The 23,492-nt window shown below is 48.6% G+C and carries 21 protein-coding genes, 1 tRNA gene and 1 pseudogene; 5 read left to right on the top strand and 18 right to left on the bottom strand.

Annotated elements, in window-relative coordinates:
• Nucleotides 1-2 precede the first annotated feature (2 nt).
• The 7 genes from ACLD3P_RS02940 to ACLD3P_RS02910 form a co-directional block, all read right to left on the bottom strand.
• Nucleotides 3-572 carry a hypothetical protein gene (locus tag ACLD3P_RS02940; RefSeq protein ID WP_079981740.1) on the bottom strand — a complete coding sequence of 190 codons (570 nt, stop codon included), beginning with the start codon at nucleotides 570-572 and terminating at the stop codon, nucleotides 3-5.
• Nucleotide 573: 1 nt separating this feature from the next.
• Nucleotides 574-2,022 carry a pilus biosynthesis protein C gene (locus ACLD3P_RS02935; protein WP_020842747.1) on the bottom strand — a complete coding sequence of 483 codons (1,449 nt, stop codon included), beginning with the start codon at nucleotides 2,020-2,022 and terminating at the stop codon, nucleotides 574-576.
• Nucleotides 2,023-2,041: 19 nt separating this feature from the next.
• Nucleotides 2,042-2,506, bottom strand: a complete 465-nt coding sequence (locus ACLD3P_RS02930) for a TcpQ domain-containing protein (RefSeq protein WP_000277015.1) — start codon at nucleotides 2,504-2,506, stop codon at nucleotides 2,042-2,044.
• A gap of 79 nt (nucleotides 2,507-2,585) precedes the next feature.
• A complete protein-coding gene (locus ACLD3P_RS02925; RefSeq protein WP_131046271.1) occupies nucleotides 2,586-4,184 on the bottom strand; it encodes a hypothetical protein in 1,599 nt (532 codons plus the stop codon).
• Between the two features lie 86 nt (nucleotides 4,185-4,270).
• Nucleotides 4,271-5,017: a type IV pilus major pilin gene (locus ACLD3P_RS02920; RefSeq protein ID WP_079772127.1), complete on the bottom strand. Its 747-nt coding sequence runs from the start codon at nucleotides 5,015-5,017 to the stop codon at nucleotides 4,271-4,273.
• Nucleotides 5,018-5,073: 56 nt separating this feature from the next.
• On the bottom strand, nucleotides 5,074-5,526 hold the full coding sequence (locus tag ACLD3P_RS02915) for a transglycosylase SLT domain-containing protein (RefSeq protein ID WP_392483367.1): 453 nt from the start codon (nucleotides 5,524-5,526) through the stop codon (nucleotides 5,074-5,076).
• 32 nt (nucleotides 5,527-5,558) lie between these two features.
• The gene (locus tag ACLD3P_RS02910) at nucleotides 5,559-6,422 is read right to left on the bottom strand and encodes a hypothetical protein (RefSeq protein WP_079981737.1); all 864 of its coding nucleotides are present in this window, start codon (nucleotides 6,420-6,422) and stop codon (nucleotides 5,559-5,561) included.
• A 363-nt stretch (nucleotides 6,423-6,785) separates the two neighbouring features.
• On the opposite strand from ACLD3P_RS02910, the pseudogene ACLD3P_RS02905 reads away from it, so the two are divergent.
• Nucleotides 6,786-7,050 (top strand): annotated as a pseudogene (locus tag ACLD3P_RS02905) (IS3 family transposase); the annotation flags it as partial.
• A gap of 114 nt (nucleotides 7,051-7,164) precedes the next feature.
• On the opposite strand, the gene ACLD3P_RS02900 reads toward ACLD3P_RS02905, so the two are convergent.
• From ACLD3P_RS02900 to proB, 3 genes are all read right to left on the bottom strand, one after another.
• A tRNA-Thr gene (locus ACLD3P_RS02900) sits at nucleotides 7,165-7,240 on the bottom strand.
• 115 nt (nucleotides 7,241-7,355) lie between these two features.
• A complete protein-coding gene (gene proA, locus ACLD3P_RS02895) occupies nucleotides 7,356-8,606 on the bottom strand; it encodes a glutamate-5-semialdehyde dehydrogenase (RefSeq protein WP_000893217.1) in 1,251 nt (416 codons plus the stop codon).
• Between the two features lie 11 nt (nucleotides 8,607-8,617).
• The gene (gene proB, locus ACLD3P_RS02890) at nucleotides 8,618-9,721 is read right to left on the bottom strand and encodes a glutamate 5-kinase (RefSeq protein WP_001285275.1); all 1,104 of its coding nucleotides are present in this window, start codon (nucleotides 9,719-9,721) and stop codon (nucleotides 8,618-8,620) included.
• A gap of 282 nt (nucleotides 9,722-10,003) precedes the next feature.
• Between proB and phoE the strand changes: the two genes are divergently transcribed.
• Entirely contained in the window at nucleotides 10,004-11,056 is a 1,053-nt protein-coding gene (phoE, locus tag ACLD3P_RS02885) for a phosphoporin PhoE (protein WP_001043667.1), read from the top strand.
• Between the two features lie 50 nt (nucleotides 11,057-11,106).
• On the opposite strand, the gene crl is transcribed toward phoE, so the two are convergent.
• The 3 genes from crl to gpt form a co-directional block, all read right to left on the bottom strand.
• Complete coding sequence (gene crl / locus ACLD3P_RS02880) at nucleotides 11,107-11,508, bottom strand: sigma factor-binding protein Crl (protein WP_000174693.1); 402 nt, start codon at nucleotides 11,506-11,508, stop codon at nucleotides 11,107-11,109.
• A gap of 57 nt (nucleotides 11,509-11,565) precedes the next feature.
• Nucleotides 11,566-12,810: an esterase FrsA gene (frsA, locus tag ACLD3P_RS02875; protein ID WP_000189586.1), complete on the bottom strand. Its 1,245-nt coding sequence runs from the start codon at nucleotides 12,808-12,810 to the stop codon at nucleotides 11,566-11,568.
• Between the two features lie 88 nt (nucleotides 12,811-12,898).
• A complete protein-coding gene (gene gpt, locus ACLD3P_RS02870; RefSeq protein ID WP_001292018.1) occupies nucleotides 12,899-13,357 on the bottom strand; it encodes a xanthine phosphoribosyltransferase in 459 nt (152 codons plus the stop codon).
• A 248-nt stretch (nucleotides 13,358-13,605) separates the two neighbouring features.
• On the opposite strand from gpt, the gene pepD reads away from it, so the two are divergent.
• Nucleotides 13,606-15,063: a cytosol nonspecific dipeptidase gene (pepD, locus tag ACLD3P_RS02865; protein WP_001292972.1), complete on the top strand. Its 1,458-nt coding sequence runs from the start codon at nucleotides 13,606-13,608 to the stop codon at nucleotides 15,061-15,063.
• 155 nt (nucleotides 15,064-15,218) lie between these two features.
• Here pepD and prfH read toward each other — a convergent pair whose 3' ends face one another.
• From prfH to dinB, 3 genes are all read right to left on the bottom strand, one after another.
• Nucleotides 15,219-15,833, bottom strand: a complete 615-nt coding sequence (gene prfH, locus ACLD3P_RS02860) for a peptide chain release factor H (RefSeq protein WP_000602086.1) — start codon at nucleotides 15,831-15,833, stop codon at nucleotides 15,219-15,221.
• The gene (locus ACLD3P_RS02855; protein ID WP_000528888.1) at nucleotides 15,830-16,969 is read right to left on the bottom strand and encodes an RNA ligase RtcB family protein; all 1,140 of its coding nucleotides are present in this window, start codon (nucleotides 16,967-16,969) and stop codon (nucleotides 15,830-15,832) included. Before ACLD3P_RS02855 ends, prfH begins: the two co-directional genes overlap by 4 nt.
• Before the next feature lie 218 nt (nucleotides 16,970-17,187).
• Nucleotides 17,188-18,243: a DNA polymerase IV gene (gene dinB / locus ACLD3P_RS02850; protein ID WP_001226198.1), complete on the bottom strand. Its 1,056-nt coding sequence runs from the start codon at nucleotides 18,241-18,243 to the stop codon at nucleotides 17,188-17,190.
• A gap of 249 nt (nucleotides 18,244-18,492) precedes the next feature.
• Here dinB and dpaA point away from each other — a divergent pair, with 249 nt between their 5' ends.
• Nucleotides 18,493-19,233 carry a peptidoglycan meso-diaminopimelic acid protein amidase gene (gene dpaA / locus ACLD3P_RS02845; RefSeq protein WP_001225658.1) on the top strand — a complete coding sequence of 247 codons (741 nt, stop codon included), beginning with the start codon at nucleotides 18,493-18,495 and terminating at the stop codon, nucleotides 19,231-19,233.
• Here the strand turns inward: dpaA and ACLD3P_RS02840 are convergent.
• Together ACLD3P_RS02840 and lpcA are read right to left on the bottom strand one after the other, a co-directional pair.
• Complete coding sequence (locus ACLD3P_RS02840) at nucleotides 19,204-19,971, bottom strand: class II glutamine amidotransferase (protein WP_000333387.1); 768 nt, start codon at nucleotides 19,969-19,971, stop codon at nucleotides 19,204-19,206. The two genes, dpaA and ACLD3P_RS02840, sit on opposite strands and share 30 nt — an antisense overlap.
• A 163-nt stretch (nucleotides 19,972-20,134) precedes the next feature.
• Nucleotides 20,135-20,713, bottom strand: coding sequence for a D-sedoheptulose 7-phosphate isomerase (lpcA, locus tag ACLD3P_RS02835; protein ID WP_000284051.1), 579 nt, complete (start codon nucleotides 20,711-20,713; stop codon nucleotides 20,135-20,137).
• 239 nt (nucleotides 20,714-20,952) lie between these two features.
• Here lpcA and fadE point away from each other — a divergent pair, with 239 nt between their 5' ends.
• Nucleotides 20,953-23,397 carry an acyl-CoA dehydrogenase FadE gene (gene fadE / locus ACLD3P_RS02830; protein WP_000973041.1) on the top strand — a complete coding sequence of 815 codons (2,445 nt, stop codon included), beginning with the start codon at nucleotides 20,953-20,955 and terminating at the stop codon, nucleotides 23,395-23,397.
• Nucleotides 23,398-23,492 lie beyond the last annotated feature (95 nt).

The following is a 23,492-nucleotide window of genomic DNA, read 5'->3' as shown; positions in this document are numbered from 1 at the left end:
TTTTAAGGCATCAGGATAAACCAGGCCAGCCCTCCCCCGCATAAGATAAGGAAAATCATTAGTATGAGGCCTAACATAATATTTGAGTGTTTATTTTCAGATACCATATCACTGATATATTTCCTGTTCAGCTCAAATAAATCTTCTGTTGTAAATGCCCGTATATTTAAATGCGAATATTTCGTATCCGCAATCTGTTGGATAAAAAAATCAAACAGTTCACGTTTTACAATAATGTCTGTACCCGCAACAATTTTGCCGTCAGTCACAATCAATAAATAAATAATATCAGAACGTCTACCGTGAGCTTCTGAGGCTTCGAAAAACATATCTAAAATATCTGGGGCATCTGAAGTATAAATACCGTCACCAAGATATCGACTGATATATAGCGCCAGCGCGCTGCCCTTGCTGAATTCCCCTTGGTGGTAACCCCTTTGTTTGTTCTGCTTACTCTCAACATAACTGAAATGGTTTTTAAGCTCTTTATCCAGTTTCAGCATATAAGCTTTACGACCTGAATCTTTGTCAGGCAGCCAGATAAAACCGGGGAGCAGGTACTGTGCTTTCATCTTACTGCTCAACGAAAGGTACCTTATAGTTATCAATACCCACAACCATCAGAATGGTACTGTCTGAGTTTTCTTTATCCAGCCCACCACCAAGCAGCATGGCGCTACGCTGATCGGTTTCCTGCCCAGAATCATAGCGAGCGACAACAACCAGGCTTCCCGGAGAAACAACCGAGGTATTAAACATTTCTGAAGTGCTAACATTTGGTAACTGAACATTATCCAGAACATCGATTGAGTTCAGGACTTTTTTAGTGAAACCACTGGCCACCTCAATCCGCCCATCCGATAATGCCCGGGGCGTCAGGAAAAAACTGGTTCCGGTAATAATCTGCGATGTTTCCACGTCCGTGTTTGCAAAATTATCATTCATTGTAGTTGTTCTGCCTGAAATAAAATACTGCGAATTCGTCAGGTTTAATGGAATTGGAGTATTATTACGGGTCACAAAGGTCCCTTTCTGCAGAATTTTGCTGCCTGTCAGTTGGTAAGTAGCTTCGAGCTGGGCCCCAATATTCAGTTTAGGGTCCGTTCCACTGTAAAAGTCACGTCCTATCGTTACCCCACCAGCAATTGTCTGCAGGAGAGTGGTATTAATCCCTATAGTGGTTCCACCGTTTTTATAGCTAAGACTTGCGCCCCCCTTCAGTGCGTTAACCTTGTTCTTATCTAAAACAAAAATCATATAAGAAACAATATATTGCCTGCTATTAAGCTTCTGGTATTCATTCAAAACTTTAAGCAACGAACGATACTCCGAAGGCCTGGCTGAAAATGTCAGTACTGAAGCATCCTTGAAAATGTTATACATGCCGGAAGACACATATTTTTTAACCATATCCTCCACATCAGTCCAGAAAGTCGACTGGAATTTAATTTCTGACTTACCAGTCAATCCACCGGATGAAGTTGCTTCATTGCCGGACAAATCCATCGTAGTTTCAAATTTATTATCCTGTCCGTAAAAATCCAGATTTATAGCATAAGTACTATAAGCCGAAGCCCGGATAATATTTTCATCAGTCAGTTCAACATCCATGTCATAAAGAGCTGAAACATATCGAATAAATTCTGCTAACGTACCGTCAAAATTTATATTCATTGACTCATTCGCTACAGATTCATTCTTCGCGCCAGGCACCACCTCATCAATTTTATAACTACTACCCACCTGCTGACTGACTGCCTCCAGCAATGTACGTAACGGAGTCTGCTCATAAGTACTGATGCTGACTCTTTTATTTAGTAATTTTTTTTGTTTCTCGCTGTAAACTGTTTTCTTACCAAGAAAAGCTTTGTTGTATTTTATGTAAGGCTTCTGTTTGTAATCACTGGTGTCATGAATATTATTCTCTTTCAGAAAATCATTATCAGAAAATTTCTTATCGAATGATCCTGCACATCCCTGTAATGCTAAAATACAGGCAACAAATAAAATTTTGAGTTTCATATTGTCCTTAACCTTTCACTTATTGCGCATCAATAATTATAACTTTATTCACTTCGTACTGTTTAATCACCAGTCCGTAGTTCTCGGAATCAAACAATTTACCGAGTTCATTCAGGACATTATCAAAACTGTCAGCGTGAAGTGTAATGGTATTGTAGATAATATAATCCCGGTTACTGTTCCACAGGAGAGTATATCCATTCTTATTTACCCATAACTCCAGTTCTTTACTCAAAAGGCCATCTTTTCTGAGTAACAGAGATTTGCTTTCAGACGTCATACTTATAGCATCAGTATTGCTGTCAGATTTCTTTTGACGGTCAACACTAAACGGGCTGTTCGGTCTGTAGTCATTACCTGCGACAGACTCTGTCATTGGTGTAGTCGCCAACGGTTTCATTTCCATATCTCGTGATGCCAGTGCACCAGTAATGGTAATAAATGAAAGTAACGCCACAACGGGGGCAGTGATTTTCTTGTACATAAGATTCACTTTATTTATCCTTATACTGGTTTCAAAACGTTTCATTCTCAGATGAAAAATAACGATATACAGATCTCTTTTATGGCAATGAGTCCTGTTCTTCCGTACTGCACCAGGTTGTCACAAGCAAAGATAATGATTTTGGGTTAATAATGTTGTAAGCACCCGTCCCATCATTTTTAAGCCCTGTACTTGCTGAAATTAACCATTCACCTGATGGCTTATTTATTGTCGACTGGTTAACCTGAATAACAATACCCTTTATCTGATCAATTTCCTGCCCTTTTAGCAAAGATAACTTATTACGATTAGATTTAAGCTTGCTAAGATCGGAATCCAACATTGTTTTACTGTTATTATCAAGAGACTCCCCAACAAATGATGATAACGCCACAGCCATTCTCGGGTACAACCGCTTTGGCTTACCGGGATTGCTTTCATCGCCTTCAGGATTTAAAGGACATATTTGTATATCACGTCTAATGAATCCTTCTTCATCGTTAACATTTGCAGAGTAATTATCCGATACTTTAATATTTGCCTTGTTTTCACCAGTAAAACTTACGTAATCAATCACAGGAACAGTACTGTATTTATTATACGTCGTTCCATCAGGTTTAGTTCCTACGCCATTATTAAAAATAAGGTCCTTAACAGAAAGTGATGCTGGATCCTGTCCCGGAGAAATAGTAGCACTAAGCATGGGATCATCATGAGTACTGTATTTATTTGATGCAATACAAATCACCGGAGCATCGCTGACAGGATCCCAGCATAATTTTTCTGCATTCACCGAACCATCTGCTTTCAGGTTCATTCCGTCCGCCTTCATACTCAATCTGATGCCATATTGAAGATTACGGGGAAGTCTGCCAAGAAAATCATAACCGTCTGGTTTCATCACATCCACTCTTGGAGGTGGTGTACCTGTGCCATTCTTTACAAGCTCCCAGTTTTGCGCTGCCCCACCTTTATTCCTGCTGATTAAGTATGCGCCTGCAACAAAATAGCCAGCCTTGTCAAAGGCTCTCTCAAGACTCGTTACATAATTAAAAAGCTCAAAACCGTTATTTTCTGTTATTTCATTGAAAGAAAGAAAAAAATCAACTCGATCAATACTACCGGTGCGTTGGTCGCCAATTAAATCTACACGTTCAATGTCAAACTCACTATTTTCCCATTTCCGTTCACAACTTAGAAATTGATTAACAAATTTCATCCCAGATGTTTTGTTTACAGGAATTGAATCAGCACCTGTACCACCACAAGCACTGTCAAGAAAAAAATTCCTCTCAGCGCTCGTCCCTCCTGCTTTATAACTTCCCCAGTTGATAAAATTTGATAAATTGTTACTTAAATCATCCTCCATTTTTGTCAGAAGTCGATTTTTATAATAATCAGGCCGTGAGTCTGATGTACCTGGAGATGGAATATCATAAAGTGGATTTATCCTCTTTTCTGTTGTTCCATCTGCTTTATATACTTCAAGCTCATAGTGATTTATAAACGCCAGAAAAGAGGAAATTTCCTTAACAATTATGTCAGATATATTTTGTCGGTGTACTTTATCTATTTCTTTTCTGGCATATTCAGCTGCAGCTAGCATAACCATACCAATGATAGCAATAGCTATAATAACCTCAATCAGGATTGATCCACGATTTGATATATGTTTCAAGTTAAACACCCTGACAAAATATGATAGATATTAATTATGTTATCTCGCATGGGAGTTTCATTTTTTGAATGAAACTCCCCGGATGATTAACGGCTTCCCAGAATTACACCATTACTGCTGTCATTAGAGCACACCGCCGCCGTCATTGCAGCTGTGATAGTCTGACTACCTGTTGCAGTATCAAGTGAACGCAGAACCGCCTGGGCGGAAGTTGGAGCAGCTACCGCTGCTGTTGTCATATCGAAATTACTACCATTTACGGTATAGCTTCCTGCTGGTGCAGTCACTGTGGCAACATAATCCCAGTTATTACCGACCTGAGAAATAACGCTACGGCACTGACTCTGATCAAGGCCATTAATTTCAATAACAAAACCTTTATCTGTCGTCGCACCAGCACTGGTTATAGCGCCACCAATATTAAGATAATCATTTGAAATACCATTGCGGGCTTCATCTACTGAGATTTTTCCCAGTTGAACCAGTCTGGCAATGATTGTCGTACTGGCTGTACTATCCTTAATGCTGTCCGCATCATAACCAATGACCTGTGCAGTATTAGCAGCCGGGTAATTCCCTTCCCGCTGGTAAGCATCCTTAACTGCAATACGTACAGTATTAGTATTACTCACTAAATCAGAAATAGCCCGACTATCAAATGCCCGCTGAGCAAGGATTACAACCCCGGCAGCAATAGTACCAATAATACCCAGTACAATGATAATTTCCAGTAGAGTCATACCACGCTGTTGTTTGATCTCTTTATACTTATCTGCCTTTTTAAGAAAATATCCCTTATAATTTTCCAGGATCGAGTTCATTTCGATAAACATACAGTCACTCCGTATTTACGCTGCAATTTTAAAGTATTAATAAAGAATCGTTGAAACTACTTAAGTTTTTTCAAATACTGGTATGTTGCATGCACTTTCCTTGCATACAGGGTTCTCCTTTCTTGTTGCTTACTATTTTCTTTAAATCCGGCATTGTATGCACCTACAGCTTTCCAGTTTTCACCGAATTTATTGAATGCTACCGCCATAATATATGCACCAACATAAATGTTCAGACATATATCACTAATTAAATTTTCTTTTGTTATACCGTACTTTTTTAAAAAGAGCAGGTGCTGGCTATCTATTTGCATCAAACCATAACCATAGCCTTCACCGAAACCAGCAAGAGCATTACTGCCAGTTATTCTGTAATTGAGCCCCGACTCCTGCCATGCCACAGCTCTAAGTAACATCGGGTCAATATTTGCATCTCGTCCAGCAAGTTCAAAACAGTCATATTTATTGTTTACTGTTTCTGCTGCCTGAACACCCCAACTCCATATCATTAAACAAAAAACGATGTAAATTACTTTTTGTATCATTTACAAGCGGCATCAAATTGTTCTGCTGTAAAACCATACTTTGCAGTATCGGGTTCGACCGTGAAATCCACTTCATACGCACCCATCGTTATAACTGAAGGTGAAGCGTTATACTGACGACCATGGAATCTAATACTTTCCGTTCTTACCAAATTAAAACCCGCATAAGGCGCAGATGATGTAAGAAGATCTCCTACCCCTATTTTGTTTGCCGGATCCGCGTCAAGCTCAGGCACCACATCGCCGTTATTCGGACGCCAGATACCGGTATTCTTCATATAGTTGGTGCCCGGTTGACGCTCAAACATTATATGTACATCATTGTCATTTGCCTGAGATGTGAAAATGAACTCAAGAGTCTGTAAATTCCTGGTTGGGATATTAACACGAGTGTAAACGGTATTATTATTTACCCCTTTTGTTGAAACTTCCCAACCATCCTGAAATGTCAGAGTGTGAGGGTCAGTAGAATTGCTTGGTAATAACGTACTCCATGTTTTCCGGTTTCCAAAAGAATATAACCCATCGTCAATCCAGGTAACACCATCAATGGTGTTCTTTGCTCTGAGTCTTTGTGGAGAAATAACCTTACTTTGGGCAAGCGTGAATCTTACTTTCGAAACCCAGCTTAATTTTCCGGCGACACCATGACCTTCAGCACTTAAATCAATAAAAAGAGGTTCCTCCAGTCTGTAACACGCACCATATATATCTTTAGCAGCTTTTAGCGTGTTCTCGTTTGTAAAATCAAAACCATGTACAGACAATGAATCATTTCGCACAACAGAAGTGGCCGCCTGTGACACCGAAATTCCCGTAGTCATCATCACAAACAGGGTAAAAATTTTCAAAATATCCATATACGCCTCCCGTTCCTTCCGCTTACCAGATTAGTAAAAAGCAGAAAGTTCAAAAAGTTTGTTTGAAATACAAATAACATTCAGACATATCAAAATTTATTTTATATACGTGACCACCCTATTTCATCTTGCGAAGGAATTTAAATTAAATAACCGTGCATCATTTGAGTAAAATCGTAAGCATTTCTTACACAATGTTTAAAGCAAATAAAATCAATCAATACGATTTATAAATTTAATAGAGAGATACTGGTGAGACCAGATTTTCTGAAATCATTCCACTTTCTGATGAAAAAACAGGCTAAGCACATATTCGTGACAGGCAGGAAGAAAATCGGAGCAGTAGAACCGGAAGGAATATAGCTGAAAATACGCCGTAGCCGTTATCGGTACTGGCGAAAGCGACGTGATACTGTTAATCCGGCGCGAGTCAGGTTAGACAGCAAAATACGCCGGATATGGAACCCGATCTGGAGTTCAACTGGCGCGTACTTTGGCTGACATACTGGCCTACAACGGCGCCCTGTCGTGCCGGGCATCTGATAAAATACCTGAACCAGAGCAGTTGCCAGCCGGAGAACCTCAATACAAAAATGCGCGTAAGAAGCATACAAGTCTTCCGAATCTGCCTGGCGTCAGTTCGTACACACGTGGTACCGAATGGTACGGACAAACATAGACGATAAAGCCGTTATAAATCACAGTAATTATAGATAGATACGCACATTGGGGGACGTTGGAATGGTGCCGATAATAGGAGTCGAACCTACGACCTTCGCATTACGAATGCGCTGCTCTACCAACTGAGCTATATCGGCCCTGAGAAGGGTGTGTTCACGCGGGTGAATCACGGGATAGAAGGTTAAAACTAACCGGGCGGTGCGTCAATAGCCTTGCTACTCAACCGGCTATTTTTGCACCGCTCGACATTAATTACGCACGAATCGTACCATCGCCAAAGCCGATCCACTTATAGGTGGTAAGCGCTTCAAGCCCCATCGGACCGCGAGCATGTAATTTCTGCGTGCTGACCGCCACTTCTGCGCCAAGCCCAAACTGCCCGCCGTCGGTAAAACGGGTAGAGGCGTTGACATAAACCGCAGCGGAATCCACTTCGTTCACAAAACGCGCAGCATTATGCATATCACACGTCAAAATCGCATCGGAGTGCTGAGTGCCATGTTCGCGAATGTGGGCGATAGCGCCATCCATATTTTCGACCACCACAACGTTCAGATCCAGAGACAGAAACTCGTTATCCAGCTCTTCCGGTTTCAGCGGCACCAGTTTGGCAGGGCCATGCAGTGCCTGCATGACGGTTTCATCCCCATGCAACGTTACGCCGCTCTCCGCCATCTGCTTGCTCAGCGCAGGCAAAAAGCGTTCTGCGATGTCCTGATGCACCAGCAAGGTTTCCACCGTGTTACAGGTGCTCGGGCGCTGGGTTTTGGCGTTGACGATAATCTTCAGCGCCGGGGCGATGTCTGCGCTGCTATCGACAAAAATATGGCACACGCCAATCCCGCCGGTAATCACCGGAATGGTGGATTGCTCACGACACAGTTTATGCAAGCCTGCGCCACCGCGCGGGATCAGCATATCGATGTACTTATCCATACGCAGCATTTCATTGACCAGCGAACGATCCGGATTATCAATCGCCTGAACCGCTGCCTCCGGTAAACCGCAAGCTTTCAGTGCCTTCTGAATGACACGAACGGTTGCGGCATTCGTGCGATGCGTCTCTTTCCCACCGCGTAGAATCACCGCATTACCGGTTTTCAGGCACAAAGAAGCCACATCAACGGTAACGTTCGGACGCGCCTCATAGATAACGCCAACCACGCCCAACGGCACGCGGCGGCGCTCCAGACGTAGCCCGCTGTCCAGCAGACCGCCGTCGATCACCTGCCCGACCGGGTCGGCGAGATTACAGACCTGGCGCACATCGTCAGCAATCGCTTTCAGACGCGCAGGGGTCAGCGCCAGGCGGTCCAGCATCGCTTCGCTCAGGCCGTTGGCTCGCGCCTGCTCAACATCTTGTACGTTCGCGCTGAGGATACTTTCCATTTGCGCTTCCAGTTCATCGGCTATTTTTTCCAGCACGCGATTTTTTTCGCAGCTGGAGAGCAGCGCCAGCTTATACGACGCCGCTTTAGCAGCAATGCCCATTTGTTCCAGCATATGCCTGTTCCTTATCGAGTAATCATGTCATCACGATGAACAGCGACCGGGCCATATTCATAGCCCAGAATCGCATCGATTTGTTGAGAGTGGTGACCGGCTATCCGCCGCAGAGCATCACTGTTATAACGGCTGACGCCATGAGCGATATCACGCCCTTGCAGGTTACAAATTCTGATGACCTCCCCCCGCGAGAAATTGCCCGTCACGCTTTTGATGCCTTTTGGCAGAAGTGAACTGCCACGTTCCAGCATTGCCGCGGTTGCGCCTTCATCAACCGTAATTTCGCCTGCCGGCGGCGCCCCGAAGATCCAACGTTTGCGGTTCTCCAGCGGCGAGGCTTGCGCATGAAAACGGGTGCCGACGGAAATCCCCTCCATCACATCGCCGATCACGCCCGGTTTACTGCCTGAGGCAATAATCGTATCAATACCCGCGCGACAGGCCACGTCTGCCGCCTGAAGCTTAGTGCTCATACCACCGGTTCCCAGCCCGGAAACGCTGTCTCCCGCGATAGAGCGCAGCGCATCGTCAACGCCATACACATCTTTGATAAGCTCCGCCTGCGGATTGCTACGCGGATCGGCGGTAAATAATCCTTGCTGATCGGTCAGCAGCAGCAGTTTATCCGCGCCTGCCAGGATCGCCGCCAGCGCGGAGAGGTTATCGTTGTCGCCCACTTTAATTTCCGCTGTCGCAACGGCATCATTTTCATTGATAACCGGCACAATATGGTTATCCAGTAATGCACGTAGCGTATCGCGGGCGTTCAGAAAGCGCTCTCTGTCTTCCATATCCGCACGCGTCAACAGCATCTGCCCGATATGGATACCGTAAATTGAAAACAACTGCTCCCACAGTTGAATCAGGCGGCTTTGCCCTACCGCCGCCAGAAGCTGTTTAGAGGCGATCGTTGCCGGCAGTTCCGGGTAGCCGAGATGTTCACGTCCGGCGGCAATCGCGCCAGAGGTAACAATAACAATACGATGTCCCGCGGCGTGTAGCTGCGCGCACTGGCGGACAAGTTCTACGATATGGGCACGGTTCAGGCGGCGCGATCCGCCTGTTAGCACGCTGGTGCCGAGTTTTACGACCAGCGTCTGGCTGTCACTCATGATTCTCTGCCGTTCAAAATAAGAAATAAAGACCAAATGAACGTTTTAGCAGGACTGGCTCCGGTTGCCAACAACCTGTACGCGTAGCGTGAAATTTTGTTGCGCAGGATCAGCAAGCGTAGCGGCAGAATTTGACAATTTTATTACTGCAACAATTAAACATATTTTTTTAAAAAAATTCTCACTTTGTCATAAATCTTTCATTACCGAACGTTAAAAACCTTCCTGTTTTTTACCGGGTTTCCCGACAAATCATAGCGCGTAATTAAAACAGGAATGGAAATGAATAAGAGCACTCTGGCAATAGTGGTGAGTATCATCGCATCAGCATCTGTTCACGCCGCCGAGGTTTACAATAAAAACGGTAATAAGCTTGATGTGTATGGAAAAGTTAAAGCCATGCACTATATGAGCGATTATGACAGCAAAGATGGCGATCAAAGCTACGTTCGTTTTGGTTTTAAAGGCGAAACGCAAATTAACGATCAATTGACCGGCTACGGGCGCTGGGAAGCTGAGTTTGCCGGTAATAAAGCCGAAAGTGATTCGTCCCAGCAAAAAACCCGCCTGGCCTTTGCTGGCCTGAAATTAAAAGATATCGGTTCTTTTGACTATGGACGTAACCTGGGCGCGCTGTACGATGTTGAGGCCTGGACGGATATGTTTCCCGAATTCGGCGGCGACTCTTCCGCCCAGACCGATAATTTTATGACTAAACGCGCCAGCGGGCTGGCGACTTACCGCAATACCGATTTCTTCGGCATCGTTGATGGACTGGATCTTACCTTACAGTATCAGGGGAAAAATGAAGATCGCGATGTGAAAAAGCAAAACGGCGACGGCTTCGGGACCTCAGTAAGCTATGATTTCGGCGGCAGCGATTTTGCCGTCAGCGGCGCTTATACTCTCTCCGATCGCACCAGGGAGCAAAATCTGCAGCGCCGCGGTACGGGCGATAAAGCCGAAGCATGGGCTACGGGTGTAAAGTATGATGCTAATGATATTTATATTGCGACTTTCTATTCAGAAACCCGCAACATGACGCCAGTTTCCGGCGGATTTGCCAATAAAACCCAAAATTTCGAAGCGGTTATCCAGTATCAGTTTGATTTTGGTCTGCGTCCGTCATTAGGCTATGTGCTGTCAAAAGGCAAAGATATTGAGGGCGTCGGCAGTGAGGATTTGGTGAATTACATTGACGTTGGCGCAACCTATTACTTCAACAAAAATATGTCCGCGTTTGTAGATTACAAAATCAATCAGCTTGATAGCGATAACACGTTAGGCATTAATGACGATGATATTGTGGCAATAGGGTTGACCTACCAGTTCTGATAAGTCGCATTGTGCCTGATGGCGCTACGCCATCAGGCATGACAGCAGGGTTATGCCGACAGTTTTACCGGCTCGTCGTTGAAATCGTCAGACGGCTCCAGCGCCAGCTCCATAGAAATCAGCAGGTCGCGTAGCTTTTCATGAAACTCGCGTAGCGTGTATTCCAGTCGCTCCACCACTTCGGTTTCGTTAATCGGCACTGCGGTCCAGTTGCCCTCTTTATCAAACAAACCAAACTGATAACGATAAGTGAAGCGTTTCTCTTGTGCTTCCAGCTCCATCCACCAGCCCCAAAATTCACGCTTCTCTGGCGCGGGCTTCACGTTGACGCAAACTGCCAGGCAATCGAAAAAAAAACGATTGTCTTCGCACTGCCCTTCCCGGATATAGGGGCCAAGCGCGGTAAATTTCTTGATCAATCTACTTTTCGGGTGTCCACTCGGTAACGTCATTGCGATCTCCTTTAATGAAGCAACTGTTTTACCAAATCAATAGAATTTATCAATCTATTAACACAATCTATGATTAATCCAGTCGGTAATTTCTTGCAGCGCGTGGTCAAAATTGCGGTACACCGGGTTAAAAGGGATCTCTATCAGCTTACCGTCTGAAGATGATGTTGTAATTAAGCGAGACTCTTCTTCCGGGCTGAAGGGATCGTTTTTCCAGAAGCCGGAAAGCATTGGCGTAGGACAACGTCTGCCCAGTAGCCCCTGTACTTTCAACGAATAGCGATTGAGCTCCACACGCAGCGCCTCATCCGAAGCATCATGCATACCCAGACGGCTGGCCAGCACATCCAGATACATCTCCGGCACAGTGCTCTGTCGTTGCGGATCGCTAAGTAGCGCATGGACCACCGGCCCCAGGCAAGCCACCGCTTTCAAACGCGGCGCTTCCAGATAGGCCAGACGCACCGCAACGTTGGCGCCAAAACGGAAACCAAACGCCGCAACACGGGTATGATCCACCCAGGGGACATTAGGAAGCGCTTTTAACACATGCTGGTGGAGCAAGCTGGAATCCTGGGTTAATTTCCACTTTGATGAAAACCCAACCGAAGGCATATCAAGCGTTAACATCGCAATACCGCGCGGCGCGAAATAGCGTTCATACAGGGTGTAATAGTCGGTTTGCATGGCGTCCAGGCCGCCGCACATGAGCACCGTCGGAAACGGACCATCCCCTTTCGGCATATGTAAAAACGCGGTGACAGGCGAACCGCCAGGAACGGCAAATTCCATTTCACGTAACGAGCCTGGCAACCGCTGCGCGGCCTCTTCATAGGCGCGATTCGCCAGCGCCTGCGCCTGCTCCGCCAGCTCATCGCCCTTCAAATGCGGGTAGGCGGCAATGTTATAGAGCGTTGAGGCATGAAGCCAGTAGCGTCCGCTGCGCATGGCGTCCTGTTCCTGACAGGCTTTCTGCTGCCAGTCCATCGCCTGCTTTGCCCACTCATAAATCCAGTTGCCGCCGCGGTAACCGATGACCGTATCGTATAAATCATCATCCGTTCGCTCTGCGTCGCTCATCACAATGCGCGCCTGCACATCAAGGATTTCTCGTGGATCAACGCCGCGCCAAATCCACATCAGGCGGTTTATCATGCGATACCAGTGCGGGACGTTCTTACCGTCCAGCGCGGATTGCATGGGCGGCTGCGACCCACGATTGAACCGACGGACAAGGGTAGACGTTTCAGTATGTTTAAAGCGGGGTTTGAACAGGGTTTCGCTGAGGTTAGCCTGTGTCATTCGTGCAGCCTCCTTGGATACTCATAGAGGCTTATTGTAACCAATAAAACAGCGCCCGGCATTGCCGGGCGCTCTGAAAAACTGCTGATTAACGACCTGAAATCGGCGGTACAAATACCACACCCATATCCCAGGGCTGCTCAATCCAGGTGTTCTGAGGAATATCAATAACATAATCATCAACCAGCGGACGGCCCGCCGGTTTAGCGAAAATCGTGACGAAATGCGCTTTAGGGTACATTTCGCGAATCGCGACGGCGGTGCCGCCGGTATCGACCAGATCGTCGATGACGATAAAGCCTTCGCCGTCGCCTTCTGCACGTTTCAGCACTTTCAGTTCGCGCTGGTTATCGTGATCGTAGCTGGAGATGCATACGGTATCGACATGACGAATGCCCAATTCACGCGCCAGTAGTGCGCCCGGTACAAGGCCGCCACGACTTACGGCAATAATGCCTTTCCATTGTTCTGAAGGCATGAGGCGGCTCGCCAGTTTGCGTGCGTGAATCTGCAACATGTCCCAGGTGACGACGTATTTTTCGCTCATGTGAAGTGTCCCAGCCTGTTTATCTACGGCTTAAAAAGTGTTCGAGGGGGAAATAGTTGCGCGAGATTATAGAGACCTGACGCGCTAAAAACCAGTGTTTAGCGGAATCCACGCCTCTTTTTGTATGCTTTATACTACCCGCAGGCGGAGAAAGTGGTATTCTCAGTCGCATCTCGTAAGAGTTATCAATTCCGCTAACCCTGTGGCCTGTAAGAACGTTTTTCAGACCACCGCCAAGGAGACTTATCGTGTCTGAACTGTCTCAGTTATCACCACAACCTTTGTGGGATATTTTTGCCAAAATCTGTTCTATTCCTCACCCGTCCTATCACGAAGAGCAACTCGCGGAACATATTGTGAGTTGGGCCAAAGAGAAAGGCCTTTACGTGGATCGCGACCAGGTCGGTAATATTCTGATCCGTAAGCCCGCCACTGCAGGTATGGAAAATCGCAAGCCGGTCGTTTTACAGGCGCATCTGGATATGGTGCCGCAAAAAAATAGCGACACCGTTCACGACTTCACTACAGATCCTATCCAGCCTTATATTGATGGCGAATGGGTTAAAGCGCGCGGTACTACGCTCGGCGCCGACAATGGTATTGGAATGGCTTCTGCGTTAGCGGTACTGGCTGACGATAATGTCGTCCACGGCCCGCTGGAAGTGCTGCTGACCATGACCGAAGAAGCCGGCATGGATGGCGCGTTCGGCCTTCAGTCCGGCTGGTTGCAGGCCGACATCCTGATCAACACCGACTCTGAAGAAGAAGGTGAGATCTATATGGGGTGCGCAGGCGGCATCGATTTTACCTCTAATCTGCCGTTGACCCGTGAAGCTGTACCCGCAGGATTTGCATGCTTTAAGCTAACCCTGAAAGGCCTGAAAGGCGGCCACTCCGGTGGTGAAATTCACCTCGGCCTTGGCAATGCCAACAAATTGCTGGCGCGTTTCCTGGCCGGGCACGCAGAAGAGCTGGATCTGCGTCTGATCGATTTCAACGGCGGTACGCTGCGTAACGCGATTCCGCGCGAAGCGTTCGCTACCCTCGCCGTTGCCGCAGACAACGTAGGCGCTCTGAAAACATTAGTGAACGCTTACCATGATATTCTGAAAAACGAACTGGCGGAAAAAGAGAAAAACCTGACGCTGCTACTTAATGATGTTGCCAATGATAAAGCCGCATTGACCGCGCCGTCACGCGATACCTTTGTGCGCCTGCTGAACGCAACGCCGAACGGCGTGATCCGCAATTCAGACGTGGCGAAAGGCGTAGTGGAAACATCGCTGAACGTTGGCGTGGTCACAATGTCTGATGCGAATGTCGAAATTCACTGCCTGATTCGCTCTCTTATCGACAGCGGTAAAGATTATGTGGTGAGTATGCTGGATTCGCTGGGCAAGCTGGCTGGCGCGAAAACCGAAGCAAAAGGCAGCTATCCTGGCTGGCAGCCCGATGCGAACTCGCCGGTCATGCACCTGGTGCGGGAAACCTATCAGCGTCTGTTCAACAAGACACCGAACATCCAAATTATCCACGCCGGCCTGGAATGCGGTCTGTTTAAGAAACCCTATCCGGATATGGACATGGTTTCTATTGGGCCTACCATTACCGGACCTCACTCTCCGGATGAGCAGGTGCATATCGAAAGCGTCGGCCACTACTGGACTCTGCTGACCGAATTGCTGAAAGCGATTCCTGCGAAGTAAGAAAGCGCTAAAATGCCCGTCCCATTTCTGGACGGGCTATCAATATGGAATATCGGGTATCCATTGCCAGATAAGCTCTCCTGAATGCGCTGAAATAGCGCTGCGGCTACACGCGAATAGCCGGACAGCCCTATAACAGCGCCGGTAACACCGAATTATTGTGGCGTAAACGCCATTCCTTTAAATATCCGCAGCGGATTGCCGCGCTCAATCTGATGATGGAACAGACGCCTTTCAGACTTCAACGCCGCACACTCATTTTGCCGTTGCTGTTCCAGCCGCCAGGCAATCAGCAGCCGGGCCAGACGCTTATTCGCATGTTGACTGCGCTCCGACTGAACCTTCACGCTAATCCCGCTCGCCAGGTGCGTGGCCCGCACTGCCGAGTCGGTTTTATTAACGTGCTGCCCACCCGGGCCGGAAGAGCGCAGAGTCTCGAAACGAATCTCATCAGACTGTATGTGCTCGTCGGCGGAAAAGCGCCCAATGCCGACGTACCAGTTTTTTCGCCCATGGTGCGGGCGATACGGGCTGGTACAAATCCACAGTAACGTGCCGCACCAACGTTCACTGAAAGCCATAGCTTTTTCGCCGTCCAGCGAGACCAGCGCGGAACGTAGCGTGTCTGGTAATCGTCCCGGCTCTGTTTCAAGTCGCGTCAACGATACCTTTTCTCTGGCAGCTTCTTTCGTCAGACAATCCAGCGCTTTTTTTACCGCCAGACAACACTCGTCCGGTCCCTGCGCAGAAGAAAGTTGCAGTAAGATCATGCGCTTTTCTCCCCTGAGGTTTTCAGCGTCAGCACCGGACGCAGGCAGGCAACTGGCGTAATCAGTCCGGCGTCTGCCAGACAATCCACAACGCTATCGATGGATTTATACGCCTGCGGCGCTTCTTCATAAATGAGCTGGCGATCGCGGCAAATCACCCGGCTACCCATCCCGGTACGGCAGAGCTGTCGCGGGGTAAATTTTGCCGATAACCGGTCTTTACACTCGGTACGCATCCATTTGCGCCCCGCGCCGTGCGCCAGGGAGAAGAGGCTCTCCTCGCTGACGACGGGTTTCACCAGCCAGCTATAATCGCCGCGCGAGCCGGGGATAATCACCAGTCCCTGCCCATCTGGCGTAGCGCCTTTACGGTGCAGCCACCCCGCCTCACCCGCGACAGTACAGGGTTCAACGAAGTTATGCGCCACATCCAGCCGCGGTTCGCCCTCAGCCCTGAGCTGTTGCAGTATCCGGCGGGCAATCAGCGCGCGATTACTGCGGGCAAATGCCAGCGCATCGTCATGTTCTGCAAGGTAGCGGCGCGCATCGTCGCTATCTTCCGGCAAACCGTTATGCGAAAACGCCTCCACATGACGACGCAGGATAGCTTGCCCCAGACCGCGTGAACCACTGTGTACCAGCAGTAATAACTGCGCTTTTTGCAACCCCGACAAAGCGAACGAATCAGCATCGACGATGCGATCGACCTGTTGCAGCTCGGCAAAATGATTGCCGCCGCCAATGGAACCCAGCGCAGAGCGCCACGAATGATGCTGCATTGCGGCGGGGACATTCTCCTCCAGCCACTGCGCGTCCGCCACGTCAGGCAGCGACGCCAGCCGCTTCTCCAGTTTATCGGCGTTATATTTACGCCCTAAAATATCCGTTTGCCATAACGCCATGCCGCAGCCGATATCGTTGCCGACCAGCGCCGGATAAAAACGTCCACGTGAGAAAAAGGCTGCGCCAATAGGGTAGCCGCGCCCCGGATGCAGATCTGGCATCCCGATAACGCGTTTCATACCGGTTAACTTAGCCGTCGTATATAATTGTTGGATCGCGGAATCTTCGATCCACAGGTTATCCGATGCGATAGAAAATACCACATCTGATAAAGGACGAATATAATTGCCCATATACCATTCCATATATGAATTAAAAAATCAGGAAATGGCAGACTAATCCAGGGCAATAAAAGAAAATTAATCCTGGAAAGGTCTGCAAAGTGCGTTCAGAGAATAAAGTGTCATGATGAACCTCCTTTGCAGTTATTGAGAATGAGAAAACGCGGGTATAGTAATACTGAAATTTAGATGGCGCAATCGTAATAGTGATAAAATCTTAATAGCCTGACTTATAACCCTAACACCAACTGTCGTTCCAATTGAGGGTCGAGCAGCGTTACATGTAGCCCCACCAGCCGTACGCCGCGCTCGCCGCGACGCTCGTCCCAGGTTTTACGGGCGGTGGTAATTAAGTCTTCTTTATTTAATTGCGGCCAGACATGTTCCTGAGTGGTTTGCTGAAAATCATTAAATTTTAATTTAACGCCCTGTCGGGCAATCAGTAAATCGGGCTTTACTATAGCCAGACGACGCTCCAGTTCCGGATATAAATGTTCAATAATGGCCTCGCAGTCCGACCACTCATGAATATCCTCCGCCAGAGTACGCTCAACGCCTACCGATTTACGCAGCCTTTCGCTGTTAACATCACGCTCGTCAATACCCTGACTACGCTCCCATAATACCCGGCCAAATTTACCAAAGCGTTTGAGAAGCATCGCCAGATCGCACTGTTGAATATCCCCGCAGGTTCTTAACCCCATATTTTCCAGTTTGGCGGCGGAAACTTTCCCCACGCCTGGAATTTTGGCTAACGGCAACGTTTTAAGAAAGTCGGGTACATCGGCTGGCGTAATAACATATTGTCCGTTCGGTTTATTGAGATCGGAGGCGATCTTCGCCAGAAATTTCACTGGCGCAACGCCGGCGGAGGCGGTGAGTTGCAGTTCATTGAAAATAGTCTGACGAATCTCCCTGGCGATCAGCGTCGCCGAACCATAACAGTGCGGGCTGTCAGTCACATCCAGCCAGGCTTCATCCAGCGAGAGCGGTTCAATCAGTGAAGTGTAGCGGGAAAAGATGTCACGTACATGCCGCGAAGCCTCTTTATAGGCGTCAAAGCGGCCAGGCAGTAAGGTGAGATGGGGGCACAGCTTTAGCGCCATGGCGGTCGGCATCGCGCTACGTACGCCAAACTGGCGCGCAGGATAGTTGGCGGTACTGATAACGCCTCTTCGCTCACGACTCCCGCCAATGGCAATGGGGATATCGCGTAACGCCGGATTATCACGCATCTCTACCGCGGCAAAAAAACAGTCCATATCAACATGTATGATTTTGCGCATCGCTCGCCCCCACAATACTGTTTAAGTGTACAGTATGTTTTATTGCGCGCAAAGAGACATTCGCGTTAAAAATGCGACATATTCGAAGGTATGACGACGAAAGCGGCGGGAAAATTGTAAACGTACACACGGGGACTTGCGAAAAACTGCCGTGGTGCTAATGTGAGCGCTCCAAATCCAGATTACTCCGATTTGGGGACTCTTTTGCCGTTCTGGCGTGTGTAACCGTTTTATCAAGGAACAAGCAGTATGCGTAAAATCGCATTTTTTCTTGCGATGCTTCTGATGCCGTGCGTCTCATTTGCCGGTTTGCTGAGCAGCAGCAGCCCCGTCACGCCGGTCAGTAAAGAGTATAAGCAGCAGTTAATGGGCTCACCGGTCTATATTCAGATTTTTAAAGAAGAGCGCACCCTTGATCTCTACGTCAAAATGGGTGAGCAATACCAGTTGCTTGATAGCTACAAAATTTGCAACTATTCCGGCGGGTTAGGCCCGAAACGCCGTCAGGGCGATTTTAAAAGTCCGGAAGGGTTTTACAGCGTTCAGCGCAATCAACTCAAGCCAGACAGCCGTTTTTATAAGGCCATCAACATTGGTTTTCCCAATGCCTACGATCGCGCGCATGGCTATGATGGTAAATATCTGATGATTCACGGCGCCTGTGTTTCCGTCGGCTGCTATGCCATGACCGACAGCGGCATTGATGAGATTTTCCAGTTTGTCACCGCCGCGCTGGTCTTTGGTCAGCCGAGCGTGCAGGTGAGTATTTATCCGTTCCGGATGACCGACGCCAATATGCAGCGTCATAAATATTCATATTACAAAGATTTCTGGGCGCAGCTAAAACCCGGCTACGATTATTTTGAACAGACGCATAAGCCGCCAACTGTTTCTATCGTTGATGGACGTTACGTCGTGAGCAAACCGTTGAGTCACGAAGTCGTTCAGCCACAGCTGGCCTCAAATTATACGCTCTCCGAGGCAAAATAACGCCCATTCGCCTGGCATAATCTTTTGCCAGGTTTCATTCCCCGTTAGCGGCTGGGTAGCAATCACGGTAACCACGTCATTTGGCGTGGTCTGTGAACTGAAATCAATTTCCATATCCTGATCCACCAGCGTGGCTACGCCAAACGGCGCCCGGCGAGTGATCCAGTGCAAATGGGTTGAGCAAAACGCCATCACATATCGCCCATCTGACAGCAGCATGTTAAAAACGCCTTTTTCACGTAATACCGTCGCCAGTGTCGCAATATATTTAAATACCGCCGTCATGTTGCCCGGCGTGCGGGGATAACGCTGCGTTAATTTATGCAATAGCCAGCAAAACGCTTTTTCGCTGTCGGTTTCCCCCACCGGACGAAAATTACCGGTTTCCAGCGACTTATAACCGTTGAGCTGACCGTTATGAGCATAAGTCCAGTTGCGTCCCCATAATTCCCGGGTAAAAGGGTGTGTATTTTCCAGCGCCACTTCACCGCGATTAGCCTGACGGATATGGGCGATAACCGAGCAGGACTTGATCGGGTAATTCTGTACCAGTTTCGCAATCGGCGAATGGTAGCTCGGTTGCGGATCTTTAAACGTGCGACAGCCCTTTCCTTCGTAAAAGGTAATTCCCCAGCCGTCTTTATGCGGCCCGGTTCCGCCGCCACGCTGCACCAGTCCGGTGAAGCTAAAGCAGATATCCGTCGGCACATTGGCGCTCATCCCAAGCAGTTCGCACATACATCACCTACCTTAAAACGGTTAATTGCCTGATAAGACCAGCAAAGCACAGCTCGTAGGCCGGATAAGACGCTTGCGTCGCCATCCGGCACAATGCCCGATAGCGCTTCGCTTATCGGGCCTACACGTTCCAGGCCCGATAAGACCGGCAAATATTATCGGCTTATTTAACCATCTCTTTTTCGATCAACTGAATCAAAATATGAATTACTTTGATATGAATTTCCTGAATACGATCGGCATAACCGAAGTGCGGTACGCGAATTTCAATATCCGCCGTTCCCGCCATTTTGCCGCCGTCTTTGCCGGTCAACGTAATCACTTTCATGCCTTTTTCACGGGCCGCGGCAATCGCTTTAATCACGTTACCAGAGTTACCCGACGTCGAGATCCCTAACAGGACATCGCCTTCGCGCCCTACCGCCTCAACGTAACGAGAGAAAATATAGTCATAGCCAAAATCATTACTGACGCAGGATATATGGCTAACATCAGAAATCGCAATTGCCGGGTAGCCCGGACGATTTTCACGATAACGACCTGTCAGCTCTTCAGCAAAGTGCATCGCATCGCAATGGGAGCCGCCGTTACCACAGGAAAGTACCTTACCACCCGCTTTAAAACTGTCAGCCAACAGGACCGCCGCGCGCTGAATGGCGTGAATATTGGCGTCATCTTTTAAAAAATTAGCCAGCGTTTCCGCCGCTTCGTTCAGTTCGTTACGAATAAGATCCTGGTACATGAGGATATCCTTCAGCATGAATGTAAATGACAGTATGCAGTGTACCGGATAGCAGTACAGGCGAGAAGCATAAGCCGAATTAACGCCTCACGCTTTTGATTTTTCGTGCCACCAAAAACGGCAACAATGTGAGCTTTGTTGTAATTATTTTGTAAACACATTGCTAAAAAATTTTACATCCACTACAACCTAATCATCACAAGTGGTCAGACCTCCTACAAGCAAGGGAGCTTTTCGTTATGATGATTTTGAGTATTATCGCTACGGTTGTTCTGCTCGGCGCATTGTTCTATCACCGCGTAAGTTTATTTCTCAGCAGCCTGATTCTGCTCGCCTGGACCGCCGCACTTGGCGTCGCTGGCCTGTGGTCCATCTGGCTGTTGGTTCCTCTGGCCATTATCCTCGTGCCGTTTAACCTCACACCGATGCGAAAATCAATGATTTCCGCACCGGTGTTCCGCGGCTTCCGTAAGGTCATGCCGCCGATGTCGCGCACCGAGAAAGAAGCGATTGATGCCGGTACAACCTGGTGGGAAGGCGATCTGTTCCAGGGCAAGCCAGACTGGAAAAAACTGCACAACTATCCGCAACCGCAACTCACTGCCGAAGAGCAAGCGTTTCTCGACGGTCCGGTAGAAGAAGCGTGCCGGATGGCGAACGATTTCCAGATTACCCATGAACTGGCGGATCTGCCGCCGGAACTGTGGGCTTACCTGAAAGAGCATCGTTTTTTTGCGATGATCATTAAAAAAGAGTATGGCGGGCTGGAGTTCTCCGCTTATGCGCAGTCCCGTGTACTGCAAAAACTGTCCGGCGTCTCCGGAATTCTGGCTATCACCGTCGGCGTTCCAAACTCACTCGGCCCTGGCGAGTTGTTGCAGCACTATGGTACGGAAGAGCAGAAGAATCACTATCTGCCGCGACTGGCGCGCGGCCAGGAGATCCCCTGCTTTGCGCTGACCAGCCCGGAAGCAGGTTCTGATGCAGGCGCCATTCCGGATACCGGCGTGGTTTGCATGGGCGAATGGCAGGGCCAGCAGGTGCTGGGTATGCGCCTGACCTGGAACAAGCGTTACATTACGCTGGCGCCGATAGCTACCGTGTTGGGCCTGGCGTTTAAGCTTTCCGATCCGGATAGATTGTTAGGCGGAGAAGAAGAGCTGGGTATTACCTGCGCCCTGATCCCCACCTCAACGCCGGGTGTGGAAATTGGTCGTCGTCACTTCCCGCTTAACGTTCCGTTCCAGAATGGCCCAACCCGCGGTAACGATATTTTCGTGCCTATTGATTATATTATCGGCGGCCCCAAAATGGCCGGGCAGGGCTGGCGTATGCTGGTGGAATGTTTGTCGGTAGGACGCGGTATTACCCTGCCGTCCAACTCCACTGGCGGGGTGAAATCCGTCGCGCTGGCAACCGGCGCCTATGCTCACATTCGTCGTCAGTTCAAAATTTCTATCGGCAAGATGGAAGGTATTGAAGAACCGCTGGCGCGTATTGCAGGTAACGCTTATGTGATGGATGCCGCCGCATCGTTAATCACCTACGGCATTATGCTGGGCGAAAAACCGGCGGTACTGTCGGCTATCGTGAAGTACCACTGCACCCACCGCGGCCAGCAGTCCATTATCGACGCGATGGATATCACTGGGGGTAAAGGCATTATGCTGGGCGAGAGCAACTTCCTGGCGCGTGCTTACCAGGGCGCGCCTATCGCGATTACCGTGGAAGGCGCGAATATCCTGACCCGTAGCATGATGATCTTTGGTCAGGGCGCCATTCGCTGCCATCCTTATGTACTGGAAGAGATGGCCGCAGCGCAGAATAATGATGTGAATGCCTTTGATAAACTGTTGTTTAAACATATTGGTCATGTCGGCAGCAATACCGTCCGCAGTTTCTGGCTTGGCCTGACCCGCGGATTAACGAGCCATACGCCAACCGGCGACGCCACGAAGCGTTATTACCAGCATCTGAACCGACTGAGCGCAAACCTGGCGCTGCTGTCTGACGTGTCAATGGCGGTACTGGGCGGCAGCCTGAAACGCCGCGAGCGTATCTCCGCGCGTCTGGGCGATGTGTTGAGTCAGCTTTATCTGGCCTCAGCCGTACTGAAGCGTTACGACGACGAAGGTCGCCACGAAGCCGACCTGCCGCTGGTGCACTGGGGCGTACAGGATGCGCTGTATCGTGCTGAACAAGCGATGGACGATCTGCTGCAGAACTTCCCGAACCGCGTCGTGGCCGGATTGCTCACCGCGATGATCTTCCCGACTGGCCGTCATTATCTGGCGCCGTCTGATAAGCTGGATCACGCCGTGGCGAAGATCCTGCAGGTGCCGAACGCCACACGTTCACGCATTGGGCGCGGCCAGTATCTGACACCCGCCGAACATAATCCGGTCGGTTTACTGGAAGAAGCGCTGCGTGATGTCATCGCTGCCGACCCTATCCACCAGCGCATCTGCAAAGAACTGGGTAAAAATCTGCCGTTTACTCGTCTGGATGAACTGGCGCGCAATGCGCTGGCGAAAGGGCTTATAGATAAAGATGAAGCCGCCATCCTGGCGAAAGCGGAAGAGAGCCGCCTGCGCAGTATCAACGTTGATGATTTTGAACCTGAAGCGCTGGCGACCAAACCGGTAAAGCTGCCGGAGAAAGTGCGTAAAGTCGAAGCCGCATAATCAGTCTCGCATCTTTCCTGCCCCGCTTTCGCGGGGCTTTTTCTTGCCGCTTTTTTATTATTGCTCATGCTACAGTGTAAAGACGCTGTTCAATG

It is taken from the genome of Salmonella sp. 741265073_HBA (genome assembly GCF_046569105.1).
In the GTDB taxonomy this organism is placed as follows: Bacteria; Pseudomonadota; Gammaproteobacteria; order Enterobacterales; family Enterobacteriaceae; genus Salmonella; species Salmonella enterica.
This window is presented reverse-complemented; position numbering and strand designations above follow the sequence as displayed.

Excerpts from the sequence above, each read along its gene's own strand:
- ACLD3P_RS02940 (WP_079981740.1), bottom strand. The coding sequence starts at position 572 with ATGAAAGCACAGTACCTGCTCCCCGGTTTTATCTGGCTGCCTGACAAA.
- ACLD3P_RS02935 (WP_020842747.1), bottom strand. The coding sequence starts at position 2,022 with ATGAAACTCAAAATTTTATTTGTTGCCTGTATTTTAGCATTACAGGGA.
- ACLD3P_RS02930 (WP_000277015.1), bottom strand. The coding sequence starts at position 2,506 with ATGTACAAGAAAATCACTGCCCCCGTTGTGGCGTTACTTTCATTTATT.
- ACLD3P_RS02920 (WP_079772127.1), bottom strand. The coding sequence starts at position 5,017 with ATGTTTATCGAAATGAACTCGATCCTGGAAAATTATAAGGGATATTTT.
- ACLD3P_RS02915 (WP_392483367.1), bottom strand. The coding sequence starts at position 5,526 with ATGATATGGAGTTGGGGTGTTCAGGCAGCAGAAACAGTAAACAATAAA.
- ACLD3P_RS02910 (WP_079981737.1), bottom strand. The coding sequence starts at position 6,422 with ATGGATATTTTGAAAATTTTTACCCTGTTTGTGATGATGACTACGGGA.
- proA (WP_000893217.1), bottom strand. The coding sequence starts at position 8,606 with ATGCTGGAACAAATGGGCATTGCTGCTAAAGCGGCGTCGTATAAGCTG.
- proB (WP_001285275.1), bottom strand. The coding sequence starts at position 9,721 with ATGAGTGACAGCCAGACGCTGGTCGTAAAACTCGGCACCAGCGTGCTA.
- phoE (WP_001043667.1), top strand. The coding sequence starts at position 10,004 with ATGAATAAGAGCACTCTGGCAATAGTGGTGAGTATCATCGCATCAGCA.
- crl (WP_000174693.1), bottom strand. The coding sequence starts at position 11,508 with ATGACGTTACCGAGTGGACACCCGAAAAGTAGATTGATCAAGAAATTT.
- frsA (WP_000189586.1), bottom strand. The coding sequence starts at position 12,810 with ATGACACAGGCTAACCTCAGCGAAACCCTGTTCAAACCCCGCTTTAAA.
- gpt (WP_001292018.1), bottom strand. The coding sequence starts at position 13,357 with ATGAGCGAAAAATACGTCGTCACCTGGGACATGTTGCAGATTCACGCA.
- prfH (WP_000602086.1), bottom strand. The coding sequence starts at position 15,833 with ATGATCTTACTGCAACTTTCTTCTGCGCAGGGACCGGACGAGTGTTGT.
- ACLD3P_RS02855 (WP_000528888.1), bottom strand. The coding sequence starts at position 16,969 with ATGGGCAATTATATTCGTCCTTTATCAGATGTGGTATTTTCTATCGCA.
- dinB (WP_001226198.1), bottom strand. The coding sequence starts at position 18,243 with ATGCGCAAAATCATACATGTTGATATGGACTGTTTTTTTGCCGCGGTA.
- dpaA (WP_001225658.1), top strand. The coding sequence starts at position 18,493 with ATGCGTAAAATCGCATTTTTTCTTGCGATGCTTCTGATGCCGTGCGTC.
- ACLD3P_RS02840 (WP_000333387.1), bottom strand. The coding sequence starts at position 19,971 with ATGTGCGAACTGCTTGGGATGAGCGCCAATGTGCCGACGGATATCTGC.
- lpcA (WP_000284051.1), bottom strand. The coding sequence starts at position 20,713 with ATGTACCAGGATCTTATTCGTAACGAACTGAACGAAGCGGCGGAAACG.
- fadE (WP_000973041.1), top strand. The coding sequence starts at position 20,953 with ATGATGATTTTGAGTATTATCGCTACGGTTGTTCTGCTCGGCGCATTG.